Below are 23,026 nucleotides of genomic sequence, written 5' to 3' on the forward strand. Positions count from 1 at the left end.
CGATGGTGTACCGGGGCGGCCGCAGACGGATCGGCGAGCGACCAGCGGGCCCCGTTCTGGCACACGGCACCGTGCTGCGAGCGAACTTACAAGGCAGATGTCTCCGCAATGCACGAGCGCCCTCCCGGACCGTCCTGGGGCCGTGGAGGAGCACTCAACGATGGCCGACGTCGACAACTGCCAACAGCTCAGCAGCAGGTCAGAGCATAGACATGCCAAGCGCCCCGCCCTGGCGAGCTTCCTTCGAGTGCGACGTCCAGTTTGCATAGATCCGGCGCAGGTTCACCGCATGCAGTGATTTCACCCTGCGCGTACAGGGGACTGCTGCTTGTCGTGTGAAAAGGCTCAGACTGGGAGAACTTCGCGCGGCGACTTGCTGACGCCCACCACGACCTCACTTTTGCCGTCAGGACGAGCGTCCGCGACAGCGAGGCCGGTTGCACCCAAGGAAAGAACAGTGGCGGCGACAGCAGCGAATACGCTCCTGTTTAATCGATGCACTGATACCCCTCCACGCCTCTGTGGCAAGTCGCGACTTGCGACTTATCGTGACGTCATCATTTCCGCAGCGAGATAGAGCTATGCGGGAACCGAGCATGACTGTGATCACGATCCGTTGATGGAATCTTTACTGAGCGTGATACATCTGAGTAGAGATGATGGCCGTGTCTGGCATCGGGTAGAGCCCGCTTCCGCACTTGTTTGTTAACCCCCACCCGCGCCAGCCCCATGGCCTGCAACAACAGGATGGAAAGTTTGGGGTCGGTTTTCGCGCCAGTGGTCCGGAGTTGCATCACGAACCGAAGGGCGAGCCTCGCAGGGCCCCGACATGCCTCCGACACACTCCATGTCGCTCGCGCCCCTTGACGGGCTCCGCGGGCGTGCCGTGGGTGTCCGAGCCCAGGGCAGTGAAGCTCAGGGCAGTGGAGTGGTCCAGAACATCAGGCAGCTTTGGCTCAGCCCTTGCACCCGCTGTCGTCCCGACAGCCGATCCCGGGATCGTCGGCTTGGCGTCTCTTGCTTCGGCAGGCCCTGCTCGTGCCCGGAACTGTGGCTTCCATCATGGCGGATGTGATCTTGTCCTGGTGAGATCGGCGGATGCTCGGTTTCCTCCTCCGTCTCCTGCCGTTCTGGGTCCGCGAGCCCCTGCTCATCGCGGTGGGGTCTGTTCTCGGCGTACGCATCATGTATCTCGCCGTCCGCGATCACGATCGGGTCGCGGCCGGTCTCGGCGTGGTGTTCCTCGTGTTCACCGCAATACGCGTCTACGCGGTGATCCGGGCCCTGCGCGCACGCCGGAACCCGAGTGCGGCAGCCTCCGCAGACGGGGCGGCGGTCGATGCTGCCGCCCAGCTCCAGCCTCAGCCACAGGCCCAGGCCCAAGCCCAGCCTCAGCCACAGGCCCAAGCCCAGGCCCAGGCCGGAACCGGGCCGCGTCCCGGCCCGGGCACTCCGGAGAAGGATCACAACGCATGGGGCCAGGCCTTCGCGGCCGTGGCCGTGTTCGGGGCGCTCGCGGCCGCGCTGTGGCTGGCCCCACGCTTCACGCCGTCCGACGACAACACCGCCCGGCCCGCCTCGTGTTCGGGCGGGGCACACGAGGAGCTTCCGAAGGCCTACAAGGACACGCCCCGGCCTGTGACCGGTGAAGAGCTGTGCAAGGCGCTCAACCGGCCAGAGCTGGCCAAGCTCCTTGGAACGCCCGAAGAGACCGCGACCACTGCTTCCAGCAGCAACAACACCGCTCCTCTGACTGATGGGAAGGTCGCCGAACCGGAGGCCGAGGTCAAGTTCGACACGTACACCGTGAATTTCTCGGCCACTTACAACAAGCTGTCGATCGACCAGTACGTGAAGCTGATGAAGTTCGGGGATGAGAGGGACATCAAGGCGCTTACGGTTCTCGGTCGGCGCGCGGTCCTCGCCTCGGATCACACCATGAAACTCGAGATCAATCTCGGGAGTGGCGGATCCGGCGGACCGGTCGAAGAAGGCCCCCTCGCCAGAACGCTGTCCGTGGCCCTGGACCGTAATGACCGAGGCGGCTACTGCGAAATCACCGTGTGGAGCACGTCCGGAGCCCTCCCGAACGACAGTGCTCTCCTCGACATCGCCGAGAAGGTTCTTCCGAGGATCCCCGAACGACCTGTCCGATGAGACGCCGAAAGCATCTCGGCGAAAAGATCGGTCCAGTCGCGCCGCCGGCGACGGCATCAGTCCAGTTCAGCTGCGCGGCCTCGAGATCGAAAGGAATCGGGGGCTTACCTCTTGGTGATGCAGGTATGCCGCAGGTCGTACGGCCGCCGGCCGAGCGGGGAAGCCGCCTTGTCCGGGGGGAGAACGATCGGCCGGGCCTTCTGCCAGACGCGCCAGTAGCTGGAAATTCCGAGCACGTCTCCGCGCTCGTTCTGGAAGATCCTGCCGTCCTTGGCCTTGCCGAACTCCTTGATATGCGCGCGAAGGATTGCCACCAGCAGGGGCCGTGCGGGGGCCGGTCTATCTGAGTTGACCTCGCGGGCTTTCAAGCCCCGCTTGTCGTGGCGCTTCCCCAAGTCGGTCCACCTCTTGGCGGACAGTCCCACCAGCGGTGCGGAGTTGGGCACCTTGCGCCTGATTGACCAGGACTCTGGGGTCCACCCCATCATTGCCCTTTGCGCCGCTGCGTTTCTCTCCCGCCAGTGGATTCGCGTCCAGGTAGCCCGCCTCGATCACTGTGTTGAAACCCCGGCGGCGACGCTTGTACGTCTCTGACGCTGCTGGCGTGTCGTCCAGCTTGAAGGAGAGCCGGTGTTGAACGTCTCGCGCCACTTTCGGGTCCGTCAGGGACGACAGCGTCCATGAGCGGGCCGAAAGCCATGTGCAGGCGGCTTGCAGTTCGGGCGGCGGCTCTTCACCCTGTTGACCTTCCACACGCGTACATCGGTGGAGAGGACGCAGCTTGGCTTCCCGGCCGCGGACGGACGTCCACGGCCGTGGGCGCCTGGGACCTCGCTGAGCTTGCGGCTCACACGGCATCCTTCAGAGACGAAATCCATCGCTCTGGTTCCGAGCGGCGGAGGTCAGTTCCTTCCATGCTGGTCAACAGTGAGCGAGGGGCCGGGCAGCTCGGACACCTCCGGGGTGCCCTGTGTCTGGGTTCGGGTGTCCGGGTAGTAGCGGCCGCCGGCGTCTTCGATGAGCCGGCCTGCCTCGGTGTGGTCGGTCACGGGGCCGTCCAGCAAGTGCCGGGCGCCGGAGGCGGTTGGCATCTGAGGGCGTATTCAGCTTCGTCGCCGTCGCGGCCGGTGACGTGCAGGATGCCGTCCGCCTGCCCGCGCAGCCCGGCGGGCGCCTGCTGGCTTCCCAGGAGCTTGCGCCAGGACTTGCCGACCTTGGGCGGTCCGGCGAGCAGGCTGACGTCTTCGGCGAGGATGCCGGACACGGGCCATTTCGGCTCAGGGAAGTCCGCGGCCATGAGCTGATCAGCCGTCCACGCGAACGAGCCCTCGCCTACCTGACAACCGGCACGGCCTACCAACTCACCCTGCACGACGAGAACACGCGCTACGTCCTCGTGGCCTACCCGCCGGGAGCGACCCCCTGAACGGATACACCCGCGGCTCCTGGTGCGAATGCTGGACCGAAGACCTCACCAAGACAGAGCGGCCGCTGGATGGCGATCGCACTGCGCACCATCACACCAGCACTGGACTGCAGGGCTTCCGACGAGTCCTGGGAGTGGCTGTACGAGGGCCGCATCGAGACGAGAAGAGTTCTCCTGTACTCGGATGCTCGCAGCCCTGCACGGTCACGATCAACCAGGGCATCACGCACATCACTTGGACGACCCGACGCGTGCTCCTCCTACCCATAGCGCACCCGCGAAGTCTTGAACTTCCCTCCTGCGCATACGACTTCACGCCCCGGCTGCGCTCCGCTCCGGCTGCTCCCCTCCCGAACGCCATCGACCCCGGCATGGTCAGTAACGCGTACGGTTCCACTTGACGCCGAACTGCTCCCCCGAGATGCACCAGAGTTGCCGAAGTGAGATTCTGATGGCACGGGGCCGTCAAATGCCCTCGCCAGCGATGCGAAGCCCACCGAGTGGCTTCAAGATCCGCGAGGTGTCGACATGAAAAATGGACACGTCATAGCGGCCGCAGTTCTATTGGCTCCCATCCCGTTCGTGGGTATGACGGAGCCTGCTGCGGCAAATGCGATTCACACTGTCGTCGTCAAAGGAACTGTTCGCGCATACGACGGCGGGCCAGTCTTCGGCGGCTCCCACAACGTTACTAAAACCATCAGCAGAACAGTCGACCTTAAACATGGGGGACAAGACCGACACTTGCGGTTCACGGCGTGCGCAGGCGGTGAGACCAGGGCTGATCTGATCGTCGACTTGCGGCTCAACAGCGCGGAACAGATCGTTGCCGACTCGACGCTGTACCTCTTCGAAGGGTCGTCGTGCAACTCCGACGATCAGGACGGGTCTCAGAGCGTCAGAAATCCCAAACCGATTTCCATAGATCAATCTCGACACCGGTTCCTCAAAGTTTTCAACAACGAGTTCCAGTCGTTCGACTTCGTTACGGCAGACTTCACCGTGACCCATAACGTCCAACCACCGAAGGAGCCCTCGGGTCTGGTCGCCACTCATGTCCAGGGGGACATGCACACCATTCACCTGGCGTGGGAGGACAACGCTACCGATGAAACCGGGTATGAAGTCCGCAATACCACCACCGGCGCAACCGCTCGCATAGCGCCAAATAGAACAACAATTGCATGGCCTAGCCCCCTGAGGTTCAAGCAGTGCTTCCAAGTCCGGGCGCTCGGCAACCCGGCGCCATCGAACTGGTCACCCGCAAACCCCCAAGCAGCGTGTGGAATTTGATCAACAGCACGCTCAGGGTGCCGCGGCGGCCCTTCTCTCCGGCGGTGGCTTCGCCAGTCCGATCCTGCTGAACCTCGTTGGAAACGGCCGAGGGCCGCGTATCAGGGACGCGGCCCTCGGGCTCCTGTCCGAGGCACTGGACTGCTTCCCGGCCGCCGGCCACAACCGCGTGGACACCCCCTATGGTTCACCGACGCCCCGCTCTGCTGCGCCATAGACACGTGCGTTCACGACCGCCGCACGCAACGTCAGGGGGCGTACTGGCGCACCGTGATCGAACCGGTGGGAACCCATCGCCCCGTGGTGCAGGCTGCCGCCCGCGGTGGATGCCGGGTCGTCGGCCCAGGCCTGGGCCGCCTTGGCGAGCGAGCCGTCCCAGGTCAATGGCGACTGGCCGGCCTGCCGGCGCACGCTGTTGGTCCGGGAGACGACGGCGTGTTGATCGGAGGGGCCGGCCTCGGAGACGGTCGCGGAAGCGCCCGTCGTCAGTATCGTGCCACCGGTCGACAGCGCCGCCGCGACGATGGTCGCGGCGCGACGGTGCAGCAGAGTGGGGTTCTCCATTGCGACTCCCTGGTCGCACGGAAAACAGCAGTGGCGAGAAAGCCTGCTGGGGAGTTTCGGCGTGGAGCACGGCTGCCACGGAAGCGAGCCGGACCGCCGACTCATGCCGTGGCCAGACGGCCATCGGCGACAAAGTGGTCTCGTCGGCGGCCGCGAGGCCGCATGCCCGCATGCCCGCATGCCCGCATGCCCGCATTCGGTACGACCCACCTATGCCCGGGGTGCCTGTGCAGCGACCGGAGACTCAGCCGCACGGGGCCGGGGATCGTCGGTTCACATGCCGCCGTGGCGAGGGGGCAGGGGTCACCGCCGTAGGGGAGGTAGGGAGGCAGGGAGGTGTGGCGAAGTGGCCGCGGTGGTAACTCCGGTGTGGTTGCCGTTAGTTCAGCGGTCACAGAGTTCAGTCGGGCTGTCGCGTCACGCAATCGTCTCGTCCCGTACCCCAGTTGGCATCGAGTGATCGCAGTCTCCCGACCCTGATCTGGAACTCGGTCGAAGGTCAGCCGTGCCAGATGGCTCGGACCTCTTCGGCGTACTCGACCGCTTGGCGCAGGCCTGCCTGGGCCGCGCCCGGAATGCGGGACGCGTCCAGCGCGTTGCGGCCGAACGCGCGGCGGGCCGCTCGGTCCGGGACCAGCAGGGCGGCCCGGGTACCGCCCGCCTCGAGGGAGGCCACCTGATCGAAGGCGCTCGGGGTCGCGCCCGGCACGTCGGGGATCGGGGCCAGGACCACAACCCGTCGGCAGTCGTCCGCCAAGTCGGCGTTGGTCGTGGAGCGTACGCCCCCGTCCATCCAGCGGCCCGCCCCGATCGTGATCGGCGGGAACAGCGGTGGCAGTGCGCACGTGGCCGACATCGCCGTCACCAGGTCGACGCCGCTGTCGGCGCTGAAGCCGGTCGGTTCGCCGGTGAGCGCATCCACCGCGAACAGCCGCACGGGCCGCTCCGGCCACTCCTGAACCGGCAGTTGGGGGCGGATCGCGTCGAGCACGTCGGCCTCCCTCACGTCGCGCACGTTCAGGGAGAGCCGCCCCAGCCGCTTGACCACGGTCGCCGGATCGCGCGAACCGAGCGCGGCCCACAGGTACTTGACCGTCATGAAGAAGGTGAAGTCCACCTCCATCATGGCTCGCTTCCGGGCGACCTGTACCTCGTACAAGTCGGCGGGCGCCGCTCCTGCGGCCAGTTCCACGGCGAGCAGCGAGCCGGCCGACGTGCCGGCGAGCACGTCGGCGTCGCCGAGGTGCAGCCCCGCGTCGGCCAGCCCCGCCAGCATCCCGACCTGCCATGCGTACGCGGTCAGGCCGCCCCCGCCCAACACCAGCGCCGTGTCGGCCACGTCCACCCTCCCCACCAACGGGGACCCATCCCCGTTTCTCGCCCTGACGCTAGCATGCAACCGGGGAGCAATCCCCGTTTCTGCGCAGGACCCAATCGCAGCACCCAATCGCAGTAACCAGTCGCCGTACCCGCACGAGGTGGCCGAGCGTGAAGCGACCGACACGGATGCGCCCCGAAATAACCGGTTATGGGCTGATCCTGCTGACATAGTGCGGCCATGGAGATCCACGACCCCCGGCAGCCGAGTCAGTTCCGTGGCCTGTGCGGCCTCCGCCGCCTCCGTGGTCTCCGTGGTCTCCGTGGTTTCCTGGGCCTCCGTGGTCTCCCGCGCCCCCGTACCCGCCGTACCGCCCTCCTCCTCACCCTCACCGGCGTCGTCGGGATCGGCGGTGCCGTCGTCCTCGTCGGCGCCCTCCCCCACGGAGACCACCCCTCCCCCGCCCGCCCAGGCACCCTCGCCACCACCGCCCCCTCCAGCACCACCGCCCCCGCCGGATCACCCGGCGCGGCCCCCTCCCCCGGTGCCCCGGGTATCGGCGACCCGCTTCTGCCGCTCGACGGCAACGGGGGGTACACGGTCAGCCGCTACACGCTCGCCTTCGACTGGCGGGCGCCCAGGACGCGCTTCGACGCCAGTACGACCATCAGCGCGAGCGCCACGCAGGCCCTGTCCCGCTTCGACCTCGACTTCGCGGGCAACACGCTGCACTCGGTCACCGTGGACGACGTACCGGCGAGGACCACGCGCGACGGTGACGAGCTCGTCGTCACGCCCGCGAAACCGATCTCCCAGGGCAGCGCGTTCACCGTGCGGGTCGCCTACACCGCCGACCCGACACAGCAAAGGCACCGCGGCGACGCGATCGGAGACTACGGCTGGGTGCCCACGCCCGACGGCACCGTGCTCTATCCGCAGCCCGACGGCGCCAAGATGATCTTCCCGGCGAACGACCATCCGAGCCTGCGGGCGCCGGTCACCTTCCTCATCACCACTCCACCGGGTGTCAGCGCGGTGGCCAACGGGCGGCTCGTCGAGCGCGCCCCGCGGCCCGACGGACGGGTCCTGTGGACGTACGACTCCGAGCAGCCGGTCGCGGCGCAGTTGGTGCAGATGGCGATCGGGAAGTTCACGTTCGTCGAGAGCACCGGTCCGCACGGGCTGCCCGTCCGGGACGCGGTCCCCGGTGACCTGGTCAACGGGACCAAGGCCTATCGCTCACTCACGCCCGAACACCTGGCCTGGCTGGAACAACGGCTCGGCCCGTACCCCTTTCGCCGTTACGGCGTGCTGGTGGGGGACACCGACCTGCCGGTGGCGCTGGAGTCGCAGTCGCTGTCCCTTGTGCCGAAGGGCGACCTGCAGGGTGACCGGGTCGACGCCGAGCGCGACCTCGTACACGAGCTGACCCATCAGTGGACCGGCGACAGCGTGGCCATCCGGCGGTGGTCCGACCTGTGGCTGAGTGAGGGGCACGCCCGTTTCTACGAGCGTCTCTACTCCGAGGCGCACGGCGGCGACAGCATCGAGTCCGCGATGCGGGCGGCGTACGAGCAGCACGACCAGTGGCGTCACGACGAAGGGGCGCCCGCCGAACCCCGCACCGAGGCAGCCCTGTTCAAGCAGGTGCGGTACGACGGCTCGGCGCTCGTGCTCTACGCCCTCCGGGAGAAGCTCGGCGAGGGGGCCTTCGAGAGGATCGAGCGGTCCTGGGTGACGAAGTACCAGGGGCGGGCGGCCGGTACCCAGGACTTCGTCGCGCTCGCGTCCGAGGTCGCGGGCGAGGACCTGAAGCCGTTCCTGACGCCGTGGCTGTACGGGGACCGCACCCCGCCCATGCCGGGACACCCCGACTGGTAGGTGGACCCGGTCCAGGACTGAGCCGTCGTCACCTCCGTCGTACGACGGGACTCCCGCGCACCCCGTACGACGGCACTCCCGCGCGTCCGCACGACGGCACTCCCGCGCGCCGCGGCGGGCTCGCGCCGACTCCCCGCCGTGGCGGACGTTCTGCCGCCGACCGGGTGGCCTCTGCCGGGTGGCTGGGCCACACCAGTGACGCTTGGCGCGACGGGGCGTGTCGAGCACGGAAACGTACGGGGGGTGATGCAGAGGGCAACTCCTTTGTCCTGATTGCGACGAGCATGATTGGAGACCCTTGCGATGAGAAGACGTGTCGCCCCCCGTGTCCCCAACTCCCCCCGTGAGCACCGCCGTACAGTCCGCATGACCGCCTCCGCGGCGCTCCTGATGCCGCTGCTGGCCGGCCCGGCGGCGTGCGCCGGAGGGACATCGGCCGACCGCCACCTTCAGAACGTCTTCACGGACGCCGCGAACGAATACCACGTGCCGCGCAGTGTGCTTCTGGGCGTGTCCTATCTGCAGTCACGATGGGACGCCCGGCCGGGCACCCCGAGCGTCGTCGGCGGCTACGGGCCGATGCACCTGGTCGACGCCCGCCAGGCCAAGGGCAAGTCTCCGACACCGCCTCCGTCGCCGTCGCACCGCGAAGGTGCCCAGCCGCCCGCGGCCGCGGCGGGGCCCTCGGCCTCGCCCGAGGCGGGCTCCCCGGGCGGACACTCCGCGCAGCCCGCGGACCTGCGCCGGGCCGCCGGTCTGATCGGAGCCCCGGTGGCGCGACTGCGCACCGATGCCGCCGCCAACGTACGCGGAGGTGCGGCGCTTCTCGCGGAGACACAACGACAGCTCGGCAAGCCGCTCAGCGCCAACCCGGCGGACTGGTGGGAGGCCGTGGCGCGCTTCCCGGGGACGGGCGACACCGCGTCGGCGGCCGAGTACGCGAACAACGTCTTCGCGGTGATCCGCAAGGGCGCGCACCGCACTACCGACTCCGGACAGCAGGTCACCCTCCCCGCCAGCCCGGGCGTACACCCCCGCACCTCTCACTCCGAGGCGGCACGGCGGCCCAAGGAGGTCGAGTGTCCCGCGGGGCTGACCTGCGACTGGCTCGCCGCGCCGTACGTCGAGTACAACGACAACGGCGACTACGGCAATCACGACCTGGCCGACCGGCCCAGGGACCAGAAGATCGAGTACATCGTCATCCACGACACGGAGGCGGACCTGCCGTCCATGCGTCAGACCGTGCAGGATCCGACGGAGGCGTCCTGGCACTACTCGATCCGCTCCAAGGACGGCCATGTCACCCAGCACATCAGGACCAAGGACGTGGCCTGGCACTCCGGGAACCAGTTCGTGAATGCCCGTTCGATCGGCATCGAGCACGAGGGGTTCCTCAGAAAGCCCGACGCCTGGTACACGGAGCAGATGTACCAGGCCTCGGCCAAACTGGTGCGTTACCTGGCGAAGAAGTACGACATCCCGCTCGATCGTCAGCACATCTTCGGGCATGACAACGTCGCGTCGCCGACCGCCTCGAGCATCCCCGACATGCACGACGACCCCGGCCCCTTCTGGGACTGGCGGCACTACTTCGACCTCCTCGGCGCGCCCCTGCGTGCGACGGCCGGGCCCGACAGCGACCTGGTGACCGTGCTGCCGGACTTCGGCACCCACAAGCCGGTGTTCACGGGGTGCACCAAGAGCGGTGTGAAGTGCGCGCCGCACGGCTCCAGCGCCGTCCGCCTGCACACCGAGCCGGACGAGCACGCGCCACTGATCCAGGACCCGGGCCGGCGCCCCGACGGCGAGGACTCCACGGAGGACGTCAACGACCTGGGGTCGCGGGTCTCCGCCGGCCAGACCTACGCGGTCGCCGGACGCAGTGGCGACTGGACGGCGATCTGGTATCTGGGTCACAAGGCGTGGTTCAAGAACCCGAAGAACCATCCGACGGCCGTCGGCGCGAGCGGCCGGTTCGTGACTCCGAAGGAAGGCTTGAGCGAGATCCCGGTGTTCGGGCGTGCCCTGCCGGAGGAGGAGGCCTACCCGGAGGGGGTGGAACAGCAGTCCGAGTCCCCGCTCCCGTACAGCCTTCTCGCGGGCCAGCGGTACGTGGCACAGTCCCGGCCCGTCGGTTCCTACATCGACAGGTCGACCTTCAGCGACACACCGAGCCTTGTGGTGACGGGGCGCGAGGAGTACTACGAGATCCAGTTCGGCCACCGGATCGCCTACGTCCGCGCGAGCGACGTCGACCTGGTGCGTGTATCCGGCACGGAGAAGTCGCCGTCAGGACACGCGGCGCCCCCTGCCGGGCGGTAACGGGGTCCCGGTCCGAGTCGAGCCGAGCCGGAGGCGTCCACGCGACCGCGTGGACGCCTCCGGCTCAGGCATGCATGGGGTGCCGGACGGCTCGGGCGTGATGGGGTGCCCGGCGGCAGTTCTCTTCGTGGACGCCCCCGCGCCCTCTCCTCGCGCCCGTGTGCGGCCGGAGGCCCGGCCGCGCGCCGCGCCTCTCCTCAAGGTCTCCACAGATCTCCGGGTCTCCAGGTCTCCACGTCTCCACAGATCTCCGCGTCCCCACAGATCTCCACGGCCCCACAGATCTCCACGTCCCCGCAGATCTCCGCCTGCCCAGAGTCCTCCACGTCCGCGTCCGCGACCCCGTCGGTGGCGTCCGCCCGCCCGTCCGAAATCAGGTACGCGCCACTCGTACGCAGTAAGGCGAATCCCGTGCGCAACCCCTCGCCGGCCCGTCGAACGGGATCGTGGACGAGGAGTGAAAACGGGTGGCGACCGCTCTGTGCCGCGGGCATCGGGCGTCAGCAGCGAGAACCCCCTGACGCCGTCGAAGGACAGTGCCATACCGACACGATCCGGTTCGAGTGGCAGCCCCACGGATGGGCGGATAAGACTGAGGCAACGGTCTTGTGACCGGGCCGGTTTCGTAACCGGAGAACAGATCCCGACCTCATGGCTTCCGGATTACTCGCTCCGGCCATCGAAAGGCGCGCGTGCAGGGCGTCGACCGTATTGGCAGGCGGCGTTCGAAAGTTCCTCAAGGAGCTCGTATGGAGGAGAAGTCCGTCGAAGTCCTGACGCCTGGTCCGAGTGAACCCACACTCGACAAGCGTGGGTACACCGGACCGAACAGCGGCATCGAGAAGGAGCTCGCCGACGTGTTGGCCGTCGTCATCGACGTCGAACGAGTGTCGGTCGAGAGTCACTTCTTCAACGACCTCGGCGCCAACTCATTGGTGATGGCCCAATTCTGCGCACGAATCAGGAAGCGGCCGGATCTCCCCTCGGCGTCGATGAAGGACATCTACCGGCACCCGACGATCCGAAGCCTGGCGACGGGCCTCGCGGACGCCGAACCGCTTCTGACCGAGTCGCCGATTCCGGCGCCGGCCGCGGTGGTGACACGGGCCGGTACGGCGCGGTACGTCCTCTGTGGAGCCCTTCAGTTCCTGTTCTTCATGGGATATTCATTCCTCGCCGGAATTGCCGCCGACCGAGGATATGGATGGGTTTCCGCAGGCTCGAACGTGATCGAAATCTACCTGCGATCGCTCGCCTTCGGCTCCATCGGTTTCGTCGCTCTGTGCACTTTCCCGATCGCGGCCAAATGGATTCTCGTCGGCCGGTGGAAACCGCGTGAATTCCCGATCTGGGGACTGACATATCTGCGCTTCTGGACGGTCAAGGCGCTGATCCACGCAAACCCGATGATCTTCTTCGTCGGCAATCCCCTGTACGTGCTGTACCTGCGCGCCCTGGGCGCCCGGATCGGCAAGGGGGTCACGATCCTCTCCCGCCAGACTCCGGCCTGCCCCGACCTGCTCACGATCGGCGCCGGAACGGTGATCCGCAAGGACTCGTCCTTCCACTGCTACCGGGCGCACGCAGGACGTATCCAGACCGGCCGGGTCACCCTGGGCCGGGACGTGTTCATCGGCGAGAAGACCGTGCTCGACATCGACACGTCGATGGGCGACGGGGCGCAGCTTGGCCACACGTCCACGCTGTACAGCGGCCAGACGGTCCCGGACGGCCAGCAGTGGCACGGATCGCCGGCACAGCCCACCGAGCACGACTACGTGCGGATCGAGTCGGCAGCGTGCGGCACACTGCGCCGGGTCGGCTTCGGATTCGTCACCCTGCTTCAGGTGTTCTTCGTCTACGTGCCGCTGATGGTCGGGGGCGCGTACATGCTGATCGACCTGGTGCCGGCGCTGCACAACCGGTTGGGCCCGGGTTCGGTGGGGTTCACCTCACCGGGTCTCTACGCCGACGCGCTGGCCCTGTCCTTCGTGCTGTTCTTCGGCTTCGTCGTCTTCGGCGTGGTCGTGCTGTTCACCGTTCCGCGCCTGCTGAACCTGGTCATCCAGCCGGACAAGGTCTATCCGCTGTACGGCTTCCACTACTCGACGTTCCGCGCGATCGGGCGCATGACCAACATCAAGTTCTTCAAATGGCTGCTCGGTGACAGCTCCTACATCGTCTACTATCTGCGCGGCCTCGGATACGACTTGTCCCGGATCGAACAGACCGGGTCGAACTTCGGCACGGAAGTGCAGCACGAGAGCCCGTATCTGTGCTCGGTGGGCAGCGGCACGATGGTCGCCGACGGTCTCTCCATCGTCAACGCGGACTATTCGAGCTCCTCTTTCCGGGTGTCCAAGGCCTCGATCGGACCGCGCAACTTCATCGGGAACAACATCGCCTATCCGTCGGGAGCCAGGACGGGCGAGAACTGCCTCCTCGCGACGAAGGTGATGATTCCGCTCGAAGGCGAAGTGCGCGAGGGGGTGGGCCTGTTGGGCTCACCGTGTTTCGAGATTCCCCGGACGGTCGAGCGCGACTCACGGTTCGACCATCTCCGCAGCGGCGAGGAGTTCCGCCGCAGTCTCGCCGCGAAGAATCGTTACAACATCCGCTCGATGGTCCTGTTCCTGACGGTGCGGTGGATCTACTTCTTCGTCCTCACGGTGGTCGCTCTCGCTGATGTCGATCTGTACGACTCCTACGGGCATGTACTGATCGCCGCGTTCCTGGTGTTCAGCCTTGCTTTCACGCCGTTCTACTTCGTGCTGGTGGAGCGCTGCATCGCCGCATTCCGCGGGCTGCAACCGCAGTTGTGTTCCATCTACGATCCGTACTTCTGGTGGCACGAGCGCCTCTGGAAGGTGCCCGAGAACTACCTCAACATCTTCAACGGGACCCCTTTCAAGAGCCTGATCTGGCGGATGCTGGGCGTTCAGATCGGCAGCAGGGTCTTCGACGACGGCTGCCACCTGACGGAGCGGATGCTCACCACCATCGGGAGCGACTGCACGCTCAATGCGGGAAGCAAGATCCAGTGCCATTCGCAGGAGGACGGCACCTTCAAGTCCGACCGCAGCACGATCGGCGCCGGCTCCACGCTCGGTGTCGGCGCCCACGTCCACTACGGCGTGACGATGGGCGACGGCGCGGAACTCGCTCCCGACTCCTTCCTCATGAAGGGCGAGGAGGTCCCGGAGCGCGCCCGGTGGGGCGGAAATCCGGCGGCCGAAACGCGCGAGGCCCCCTATCAGCCTGTCGCACTGGCGTACGAGGCACAGCGTGACCGCTCCGGCCTGCAGGCCCAGTCAAACGGGAAGATGCGATGAGAGTGCAAGTGGAAGCCGATCGGGAGTTCTGGCGCGGTCAGCTCGTGGCCGGTGGGTTCACCGCGGTGCCGCGGTGGACGCCCCAGCCGGTGGCGGGCGTCGCCGTCTACGAGACGACGGTCCCGGAGGACGTCGCGGGACCGCTGCGCGGGCTGGCGCAGGACCTGGCCGTACCGCTCGACTCGGTGCTGCTGGCCGCGCACGCCAAGGTGCTCGCCGCGCTGTCCGGTGAGCGCGAGATCGTGTCCGGCTACGTCCCCGCCGACGGCGGCCGGCCGTTGCCCTGCCGCCTGACGACCGAACCCCCGACGTGGCGGACGCTGCTGCTGAACGCCCATCAGGCCGCGTCGGAGCTGTTGTCGCACAAGGACTTCCCGGTCGACGACCTCAGGCGCGAACTGGGCCTGACCGAGCCGCCGTTCGAGGCCGTCTTCGATCCGGGCGGTGTGGGCGGCGACCTGCCCGAGGACACCGTGGTGTGGATCGGGTTCTCGTGGCGGGACGGCCGGCTCGTGCTGCGGCTGCGGTACCGGACCGACGTACTCGACGCGGACTGCGCCGCCCGGATCTCCGGTTACCACGTCACCGCGCTCGCCCTGATCGCCGTCGGCCCGGATGCCGAGCACGGACGGCAGGGCCTGCTCTCCGCCGAGGAACTCCGCTTCCAGTTCGAAGGGCTCGCCGGACCCCGCCGGGAGCTGCCCGATCGCCGGATGCACGAGTTGTTCGAACAGCGGGTGCGGGAACACCCGGACGCCGTCGCGGCCGTACACGGTGAACGGCGGTGGACCTACCGCGAGCTCAACGCCCGGGCCAACCGGCTGGCACGCGCGCTGCTGGCACGCGGGCTGCGCCGGGAGGGCGTGGTCGCGGTGGTGACCGAACGCAACCTGGACTGGCCGGCCGCCGTGCTGGCGGTCTTCAAGGCCGGGGGCGTGTACCTGCCCATCGAGCCGCACTTCCCGGCCGGCCGCATCGCCACCACCCTCACTCGCGCCGGGTGCGCCCTCGTGCTGACCGAGCACGGCAGCACCACCACCCTCGACCAGGCCCTGGAGTCCCTGTCCGGGATCGGGAAGGTCCTCATCGACGCGGCCTACGCGGAGGACCACGCCGACGACGATCCGGGCGTGCCCGTCGCACCGGACCAACTCGCCTACATCTACTTCACTTCCGGCTCCACGGGTGAGCCGAAGGGCGCGATGTGCGAGCACGCGGGGATGCTCAATCACCTCTACGCCAAGATCGACGACCTGGGGCTCGGCAAGGGACAGGTGGTCGCGCAGACCGCGCCCCAGTGCTTCGACATCTCGCTGTGGCAACTGGTGTCCGGGCTCCTGGTCGGCGGGCAGACCCTGTTGGTGGAGCAGGAGGTGATCCTGGACGTCCAGCGGTTCGTCGACAAGATCGTCGAGGGCCGGGTCGCCGTGCTCCAGGTCGTGCCCTCGTACCTGGACGTCGTCGTGTCCTGTCTGCGGCAGCACCCCCGCGAGCTGCCGGACCTGCGATGTGTGTCGGTCACCGGCGAGGCGTTGAAGAAGGAGCTCACGGAGCGCTGGTTCGCCGTCCAGCCCGGGATCAAGCTGGTCAACGCCTACGGGCTGACCGAGACCTCGGACGACACCAACCACGAGGTCATGGACCGGGCGCCGGACCGCATCCTGCTCGGCCGCGCGGTCAACAACGTGCGCGTCTACGTCGTCGACGAACACCTCGCCCTGGTGCCGCTCGGTGCCCCCGGTCTGATCGTGTTCTCCGGCGTCTGCGTCGGCCGCGGCTACATCAACGACCCCGAGCGCACCCGGCAGGCCTATCTGGCCGATCCACACCGTGAGGGCGCCCGGCTCTACCGGGGTGGCGACTACGGCCGCTGGCAGCCCGGGGGCAAGCTGGAGTTCCTCGGCCGCCGGGACACCCAGGTCAAGATCCGTGGCTTCCGGATCGAGATCGGCGAGATCGAGAACACCCTGCTGCGGGTGCCGGGGGTGCGCGACGGCGCGGTGGTCGTCGCCGAGCGGGCCGATCAGAGCAAGCACCTGGTCGCGTTCTACTCGGGCCCGCGGGCCCTCGACGGCGACGTCCTGCCGGCCCGGCTCGCCGAGTCGCTGCCCGAGTACATGGTCCCGTCGGCCTTCCACTGGCGCGAAAGCCTGCCGCTGACCGCCAACAGCAAGATCGACAGGAAGACCCTGCAGGCACTCGCCGGAGAACTCGACGACGTCCAGGACGACTACGACGCGCCGAGCACACAGACCGAACACCGGCTGGCGGCCGCCTGGGCGAAGGTCCTCGGCGTCCCGCAGGACCGGATCGGACGCCGCGACCACTTCTTCGACCGCGGCGGCACCTCCCTCTCGGCGGTGAAGCTCGCCATCACCCTGGACCGTGCGGTGTCCCTCAAGGACGTCACCCGTCACCCGGTCCTCGCCGACCTGGCCGCGCTGATCGACGGCAGGTCCGAGCGGCGCCCCGGGCTGCTGCACCCGCTGTCGGAATCGGACGATGCGCGGGCCGGGGCCCTGGTGTGCTTCCCGTACGCCGGCGGCAACGCGGTGAACTTCCAGCCGCTGGCCAGGGCGCTGCCGCCCGGGGGGCCCGCCGTCTACGCCGTCGAGCTGCCCGGTCACGACATGGCCGCCGACAGCGAACCGTTCGCACCGATGACACAGGTGGTCGAACAGGTCGTCGACGAGATCGTCCGCCGCGGACTGACCAGGATCCTGCTGTGGGGCCACTCCTCGGGCGCCGCGCCGGCCGTGGAGACGGCCAGAAGGCTCCAGGAGCGCGGGGTGGACGTCCAGCGGGTGTTCCTCGGCGCGCAACTGCTCGGCGACGCCGCCCGCCGACGTGCCGCCATCGACGAGCTGACGGAACTGAGCGACGCCGAGATCGCCGCGCAGCTGAGCGCGGCCGGCGGGTACACCGAACTCGGCGAGCTGGACGCCCGGCACGCCGAGCACGTGGGTGCCGCCTACCGGCACGACTGCGTGTCCGCACACCGCTGTTTCGCCGACCTCCTGGACAACCCGCCGACACCGAAGCTGTCCGCTCCGGTCACCGTGGTCGTCGCCGCCGACGACCCGAGCACGGCGGACCACCCGTACCGCTGTCGCGACTGGGAGCTCCTGGCCGAACAGGTCGATCTGCACGAGCTCGCCGACGGCGGCCACTACTTCCCGCGCACCCGTCCGGCCGAAGCGGCACAGGCCGTTCTGCGCGCCGCCGAACTGTTCGCTCCTTCCTGAGCGACAACTGACCAGTGACAACCGACGACTGACAACTGACGGATGACAACCAACGAATGACACCGACGAGTGACTGACCCGAGTGACAACCGACTGAGTGGCTACGGAAAGGAAACCGAGATGTCGTCCACTTCCACGGCGTCGATCGTCGACGTGGAACTGCAGCCCGGCAGACCTCCGCTCCTGCGGGCAGAGGTCACCGGTGGCGCGGCGGGCTGGGCAGCCGCGCACCGGGACGCGCTGCGCGCCGCCGTCGCCGAGCACGGCTGCGTCCTGATCCGCGGTCTCGGGCTGCGCGACGCGGCCGAGACCGGTGCCGTCTTCTCGAAGCTCGCCACCGGTCTGATGACCGAGAAAGAGGTCTTCGCACCCCGACGGACCTACTCCGACGGCGTGTACTCCTCGACGAAGTGGCCGCCGAACCAGCCGATGTGCATGCACCACGAACTGAGCTACACGCTCGAGTTCCCCGGCCTGATGATGTTCGCCTGTCTGAGCGCGCCCACCGACGGCGGGGCGACCGCGGTGGCCGACGCGCCGACCGTGCTCGACGCGCTGCCCGCCGAGTTGACCGGGCGGTTCGAGCGCGAGGGCTGGCTGCTCACCCGCAGCTACAACGACGAGATCGGGGCGACCGTGGCCGAGGCGTTCGGCACCGAGGACCGTGCCGCCGTCGAGAGCTACTGCCGCGCCAACGCGATCGCGTTCGAGTGGCAGCCGGACGGTGGGCTGCGCACCCGACAGCGCCGCAGCGCCGTGGTGCGTCACCCGGTCACCGGCCGCCGCTGCTGGTTCAACCAGATCGCGTTCCTCAACGAGTGGACGATGGCCCCCGAGGTGCGCGAGTACCTGATGGACGTCTACGGGGCCGACGGGCTGCCGTTCAACACCCGCTTCGGCAACGGCGACCCGATCGGCGAGGACGTCGTGGAGCTGCTCAACAGCGTCTACGAGGCCCACACCGCACGCGAGCCGTGGCAGGCCGGCGACCTCATGCTCGTCGACAACATCCGCACCGCGCACAGCAGGGAGCCCTTCGAGGGACCACGCGAAGTGCTCGTCGCCCTGGCCGACCCGGTGCGCCTGACCGACTGCTCCCCGACCGTCGAGGTGACCGCGTCATGACCACCACCCGTTCCACCACGTCGCAATCCGCGCCGAAGTCCGCTCCGGCCGCGCCGGTCACCGTGCCGCCGTTCGCGGTGATCCCCGGCGCCCAGGTCCAGCGCGCGCTGCGCGGACGCGAGAAGCAGATCGTGGAGCTGGTCGAGGCCACCTACCGGGTGCACGGCGCCGGTGACTCGGTGAACCCGCCGTCGTACTTCCTGCGGTTCCCCGACCGTCCGTCCTCCCGGATCATCGCGCTGCCCGCCTCGATCGGCGGGGAGGTGCGGGTGGACGGCCTGAAGTGGATCTCCAGCTTTCCGGAGAACGTGGCGGCCGGTGTCCCCCGGGCCTCGGCCGTACTGATCCTCAACGACCATGACACCGGCTACCCGTTCGCCTGTCTGGAGAGCTCGATCATCAGCGCCACCAGGACGGCCGCGTCAGCCGCGGCGGCCGCCGACCGGCTCAGCCGTGACCGGCCGCGACCGGCGCGGGTCGGCTTCTTCGGGGTGGGCCTGATCGCCCGGTACATCCACACGTTCCTGAACGGCACCGGCTGGTCGTTCGACGAGATCGGTGTGCACGACCTGTCCCCCGACAGCGCGGCGGGGTTCCGGTGCTACCTGGAGCAGTCGGGCGCCACCGGCCGGATCACCGTGCACGACAACGCCGAGCAGCTGATCCGCAACAGCGACCTGGTGGTCTTCGCGACTGTCGCCGGGAAGCCGCACGTCAGCGATTTGTCCTGGTTCGAACACAACCCTGTGGTGCTGCATGTGTCGCTGCGCGACCTCGCGCCGGAGATCCTGCTCGCCTCGACCAACATCGTCGACGACATCGAGCACTGTCTGAAGGCCGACACCTCGCCGCATCTGGTCGAGCAGCTCACGGGCAACCGGGACTTCGTGCACGGCACGTTGGACGACGTGATGGCCGGGCGGGTGACCGTGCCGGCGGACCGGCCGGTGGTGTTCTCACCCTTCGGCCTCGGGGTGCTCGACCTCGCGGTCGGCAAGTACGTCTACGACGAAGTGGCCCGCGGCGGTGAACTGCACGTCGTCGACGACTTCTTCCACGAACTGAGCCGGTACGGATGAGCCGGCCTCGAACCCGGGCCGCAGCAGACAGCGGCCCCTGACGCAGGGCCCTGTCCGACCCGGATGGACACGGCCTCCCGCCCGAAGAAGCGAAGAAGCCCGCCCACGGTCGGACGGACATTCCGAAAGTGCTCTGCTCCAGATTGAGGAGACCGTCGTGCCCGTCATTTCCGTTCCCCAGGCCTACAACGAAGAGGATCTCTATGTCGACCTCCGGGCGATCATCGGGCACTCGCTCTTCCTGAAGTGCGAGGGCTTCAACTTCGCCGGCTCGATCAAGCTGAAGGCCGCCATCGAGATGGTGGAGGCCGCCGAGCGGGACGGAGTTCTGAAGTCGAATTCGATCCTGGTCGAATCCTCGTCCGGGAACCTCGGCGTGGCGCTGAGCATGATCGCGGCGAGCAAGGGATACCGATTCCTGTGCGTGACGGACTCCCGCGGCAACCTGTCGACCAGGATGATGATGGAGGCCCTGGGCAGTCAGGTACACATGATCGCCGGTCAGCAGGAGAGCAACGGCGGCTATCTCGGCGCGCGGATCGAATACGTGCGTGCGCTGTGCGCCTCCGACGACCGGTATGTGTGGCTCAGTCAGTACACCAACCCGAGCAACTGGAAGGCGCACTACCGCAGGACGGCGCCGGAGATCGCCCGTCAGTTCCCGCAGCTGGACGTGCTGTTCGTCGGGGCCGGCACCACCGGCACCCTGATGGGCTGCGCGCGCTACTTCCGGGAGTGGCACCGTCCGGTGCGGGTCGTCGCGGTGGACAGCGTGGGCTCGGTGTCCTTCGGTGGTCCGCCCGGCCGCCGAATGATTCCGGGCCTCGGAATGAGCATGCGCCCGCCCCTGCTCGACGAGTCCTACGTGGACGAAGTGATACGAGTCGAGGAGAGGGACACCGTCCGTACCTGCCACCGGCTGGCCAGGAGAGGGTTCGTGTTCGGCGGCTCCACCGGCACGGTGGTCAGCGGCGCGACGGACTGGTTGAGCCGGCACGACGCACGCGAACTCACCGCCGTGGCCATCGGTCCGGACCTCGGCGAGCGCTACCTCGACACCATCTACCAGGCCAGCTGGCTGCGGGATCTCTACGGCGACAACGTGCTCAACTCCGAAGAGATCACCGCCGATTCCTGGGCGCCCTCCCCCACGCCATCGACACGGTGGAGCCGGGCGGTCGACCTCCAGAACGGCGAGCTCCAGAACGGCGAGCGCAACAACAACCAACGCCCTCAACTCCAGGACCGTAAGAGCTAGGGCCTGTCTTCACAGGTGGGCGGGGTCCGGTACGTGCCGGGCCCCGCGGCCCGGCCGCCCACACCGGGACGATAATGCGACGAACTCGGCGGCCACGGGATTCGGTTGTCCGACCAGGGGCGGTATTGGAGGTACGGGAGCGAAATACTGATCACTGTTTTCGGTGACGTTGCCCACTATGTGGTGGGGACATCTAGGCAATTCGTACTTTGTCACCGAAAGTTGGGGACGGAAATCCCCACAGAAAGCAATCGCTCCCCATGCGCAGTTCGCCCGACGTTCCCGTACAGCCCCACGCCGTCACCGTCGCCGAAGTGATCCCTGGTGATCTGGTCTCCCTGTCCGAACAGGATGTGGTGGAGAACACCTGGTACGTGGTGATGCACACCCTGCCCGAGACCCCCCACACCATTCGCCTGACATTGCGGCCGCCACTCGGCGGAATTGATCACGACGAGGTATTCGAACGCGGTCACCAAGTGACCACGGCCTGCCGTCGAATGGATGTCGGGGCAATTCCCGAGATCACCTCCACCGACCTCGGTCCGGTGGAATTCCGGGACGGCGACCGCATCACCTCACTGCGCGCCGTGGACCCCCGGGCCGTCGAGGAGTCGTACACCCGCAGGTGGGGTCACTGGTACCGGGACCTGGACCGCCGGGGCGAGGATCCCGTCCCGGACGAGGAACTGCGGAACGTGGCCGAACAAGTCACCCGAACAGGACATGTCGTACGACATCACCCGCGTCCGAAACGGGTCGCCGAGGTGTACGCACCCCGCCGGGTCGTCGTCACCGGGCTCGGTGCCGTGACGCCGCTCGGTGTCGGGGTCGAGGAGCTGTGGCGGGGGCTGGTCGAGGGCCGGTGCGGGATAAGCGAGTTGGAGGGCGAGGAGTTCGCCGAACTGCCCGTGCGGGTCGCGGGCAGCGTGCCCGTGGACCCCGTCGGTCTGCTGCCCCGGCCGCAGGCGCGGCGGATGAACCGGTCCGCCCAGTTCGCGGTGCTCGCCGCCCGGGAGGCCTGGCAGGACGCCGGGCTGGACCCGGCCGGCACGACGGAGAGCGGGCTGGCGCCCGAGCGGGTCGGCGTCTCGGTCGGGGCCATCCTCGGTGACGCCTCCGTGCTCGTCGGCGGCGACCGCAAGCTGCGGGACAAGGGCCCGCGCGCGGTGTCCCCGCTCACCACTCCGATGACCGTGCCCTCGCAGGCCGCCTCCCAGGTGTCGCTCGCGCTGCACATCACCGGCGAGGCCCGCACCGTGACCAGCGCGTGCGCCTCCGGCACCGAAGCCATCGGACAGGCCATCGACCGCATCCGGTACGGCCGGGTGGACGTCGCCCTCGCCGGGGGCGCCGAAGCCGTCGTCACCCCCGCGATCATGGCCTCGTTCGCCGCCATGCGCGCGCTCTCCACCCACGAGCTCGGATCCACCAGCCCCTCCCGGCCGTTCGCCAGCGACCGCGACGGCTTCGTGAACGGCGAGGGCGCGGGCTTCCTGCTCCTGGAGGCCGAGGAGCACGCCCGGGCACGCGGCGCGCGCATCTACTGCGAGGCCGCGGGCTGGGGACTGTCCGCCGACGCCCACCACATGGCCGCGCCCGACCCGTCCGGCAGCGGCGTGGCGCTGGCACTGCGCCGGGCCGTCCACGACGCCGGTGCCCATGTCGTGGACGTCGTCCACGTCAACGCCCATGCCACCGCCACCGTCGACGGCGACCTCGCCGAGGCGAGCGCGCTGCACGCCGTGCTCGGCGGGAGCGTGCCCGTGACCGCACTGAAGGGCCACCTCGGCCATCTCCAGGGAGCCGCGGGCGGTGTGGAGGCCGTCGCCACGGTGCTCACCCTCCACCACGGCCTCATCCCACCCACCATCGGCTGCGACGACCAGGACGAAGCGATCGACCTGGACGTGGTGACCAAGAGGCCCCGCCGGCTGCCCGCGCTCGGCGACCTCGCCCTGAGCAACTCGTTCGGGTTCGGCGGGCACAATGCGGTGCTGGCCCTGCGGCGTACGGGGTGAGC

At 68.2% G+C, this 23,026-nt stretch carries 15 protein-coding genes; 10 read left to right on the top strand and 5 right to left on the bottom strand.

What is annotated here, in order from left to right:
* Nucleotides 1–1,098: 1,098 nt before the first annotated feature.
* Complete coding sequence (locus ACZ7M3_RS05545; protein ID WP_472061062.1) at nucleotides 1,099–2,157, top strand: DUF6215 domain-containing protein; 1,059 nt, start codon at nucleotides 1,099–1,101, stop codon at nucleotides 2,155–2,157.
* Nucleotides 2,158–2,261: 104 nt separating this feature from the next.
* On the opposite strand, the gene ACZ7M3_RS05550 is transcribed toward ACZ7M3_RS05545, so the two are convergent.
* The 3 genes from ACZ7M3_RS05550 to ACZ7M3_RS05560 all read right to left on the bottom strand — a co-directional run bounded on the left by ACZ7M3_RS05550 (nucleotide 2,262) and on the right by ACZ7M3_RS05560 (nucleotide 3,454).
* Nucleotides 2,262–2,471 carry a hypothetical protein gene (locus tag ACZ7M3_RS05550; RefSeq protein WP_472061064.1) on the bottom strand — a complete coding sequence of 70 codons (210 nt, stop codon included), beginning with the start codon at nucleotides 2,469–2,471 and terminating at the stop codon, nucleotides 2,262–2,264.
* Nucleotides 2,472–3,059: 588 nt separating this feature from the next.
* The gene (locus tag ACZ7M3_RS05555; protein WP_472061066.1) at nucleotides 3,060–3,206 is read right to left on the bottom strand and encodes a hypothetical protein; all 147 of its coding nucleotides are present in this window, start codon (nucleotides 3,204–3,206) and stop codon (nucleotides 3,060–3,062) included.
* Nucleotides 3,203–3,454 carry a hypothetical protein gene (locus ACZ7M3_RS05560; protein WP_472061068.1) on the bottom strand — a complete coding sequence of 84 codons (252 nt, stop codon included), beginning with the start codon at nucleotides 3,452–3,454 and terminating at the stop codon, nucleotides 3,203–3,205. Before ACZ7M3_RS05560 ends, ACZ7M3_RS05555 begins: the two co-directional genes overlap by 4 nt.
* 657 nt (nucleotides 3,455–4,111) lie before the next feature.
* Here ACZ7M3_RS05560 and ACZ7M3_RS05565 point away from each other — a divergent pair.
* Complete coding sequence (locus ACZ7M3_RS05565) at nucleotides 4,112–4,876, top strand: hypothetical protein (protein WP_472061070.1); 765 nt, start codon at nucleotides 4,112–4,114, stop codon at nucleotides 4,874–4,876.
* A 180-nt stretch (nucleotides 4,877–5,056) separates the two neighbouring features.
* On the opposite strand, the gene ACZ7M3_RS05570 is transcribed toward ACZ7M3_RS05565, so the two are convergent.
* Nucleotides 5,057–5,440 carry a CAP domain-containing protein gene (locus ACZ7M3_RS05570; protein WP_472061072.1) on the bottom strand — a complete coding sequence of 128 codons (384 nt, stop codon included), beginning with the start codon at nucleotides 5,438–5,440 and terminating at the stop codon, nucleotides 5,057–5,059.
* 499 nt (nucleotides 5,441–5,939) lie between these two features.
* Nucleotides 5,940–6,779, bottom strand: a complete 840-nt coding sequence (locus ACZ7M3_RS05575; RefSeq protein ID WP_472061074.1) for a patatin-like phospholipase family protein — start codon at nucleotides 6,777–6,779, stop codon at nucleotides 5,940–5,942.
* A 219-nt stretch (nucleotides 6,780–6,998) separates the two neighbouring features.
* Here ACZ7M3_RS05575 and ACZ7M3_RS05580 point away from each other — a divergent pair, with 219 nt between their 5' ends.
* From ACZ7M3_RS05580 to ACZ7M3_RS05615, 8 genes are all read left to right on the top strand, one after another.
* Nucleotides 6,999–8,639: a M1 family metallopeptidase gene (locus ACZ7M3_RS05580; protein ID WP_472061076.1), complete on the top strand. Its 1,641-nt coding sequence runs from the start codon at nucleotides 6,999–7,001 to the stop codon at nucleotides 8,637–8,639.
* A 366-nt stretch (nucleotides 8,640–9,005) separates the two neighbouring features.
* Nucleotides 9,006–10,964, top strand: a complete 1,959-nt coding sequence (locus ACZ7M3_RS05585; protein ID WP_472061078.1) for an N-acetylmuramoyl-L-alanine amidase — start codon at nucleotides 9,006–9,008, stop codon at nucleotides 10,962–10,964.
* A gap of 749 nt (nucleotides 10,965–11,713) precedes the next feature.
* Nucleotides 11,714–14,296: a Pls/PosA family non-ribosomal peptide synthetase gene (locus ACZ7M3_RS05590; RefSeq protein WP_472061080.1), complete on the top strand. Its 2,583-nt coding sequence runs from the start codon at nucleotides 11,714–11,716 to the stop codon at nucleotides 14,294–14,296.
* The gene (locus ACZ7M3_RS05595; protein WP_472061082.1) at nucleotides 14,293–17,541 is read left to right on the top strand and encodes a non-ribosomal peptide synthetase; all 3,249 of its coding nucleotides are present in this window, start codon (nucleotides 14,293–14,295) and stop codon (nucleotides 17,539–17,541) included. Before ACZ7M3_RS05590 ends, ACZ7M3_RS05595 begins: the two co-directional genes overlap by 4 nt.
* A 120-nt stretch (nucleotides 17,542–17,661) precedes the next feature.
* Complete coding sequence (locus ACZ7M3_RS05600; RefSeq protein ID WP_472061084.1) at nucleotides 17,662–18,666, top strand: TauD/TfdA family dioxygenase; 1,005 nt, start codon at nucleotides 17,662–17,664, stop codon at nucleotides 18,664–18,666.
* Nucleotides 18,663–19,745 (top strand): 2,3-diaminopropionate biosynthesis protein SbnB, encoded by a 1,083-nt coding sequence (gene sbnB, locus ACZ7M3_RS05605; RefSeq protein WP_472061086.1) that lies wholly within the window; start codon nucleotides 18,663–18,665, stop codon nucleotides 19,743–19,745. The genes ACZ7M3_RS05600 and sbnB overlap by 4 nt, the downstream gene beginning before the upstream one ends.
* A gap of 157 nt (nucleotides 19,746–19,902) precedes the next feature.
* Complete coding sequence (gene sbnA, locus ACZ7M3_RS05610; protein ID WP_472061088.1) at nucleotides 19,903–21,003, top strand: 2,3-diaminopropionate biosynthesis protein SbnA; 1,101 nt, start codon at nucleotides 19,903–19,905, stop codon at nucleotides 21,001–21,003.
* A 260-nt stretch (nucleotides 21,004–21,263) separates the two neighbouring features.
* Nucleotides 21,264–23,024 (top strand): beta-ketoacyl-[acyl-carrier-protein] synthase family protein, encoded by a 1,761-nt coding sequence (locus tag ACZ7M3_RS05615; RefSeq protein WP_472061090.1) that lies wholly within the window; start codon nucleotides 21,264–21,266, stop codon nucleotides 23,022–23,024.
* The last annotated feature ends 2 nt before the right edge of the window (nucleotides 23,025–23,026 follow it).

It is taken from the genome of Streptomyces sp. NPDC111656 (assembly GCF_055656965.1).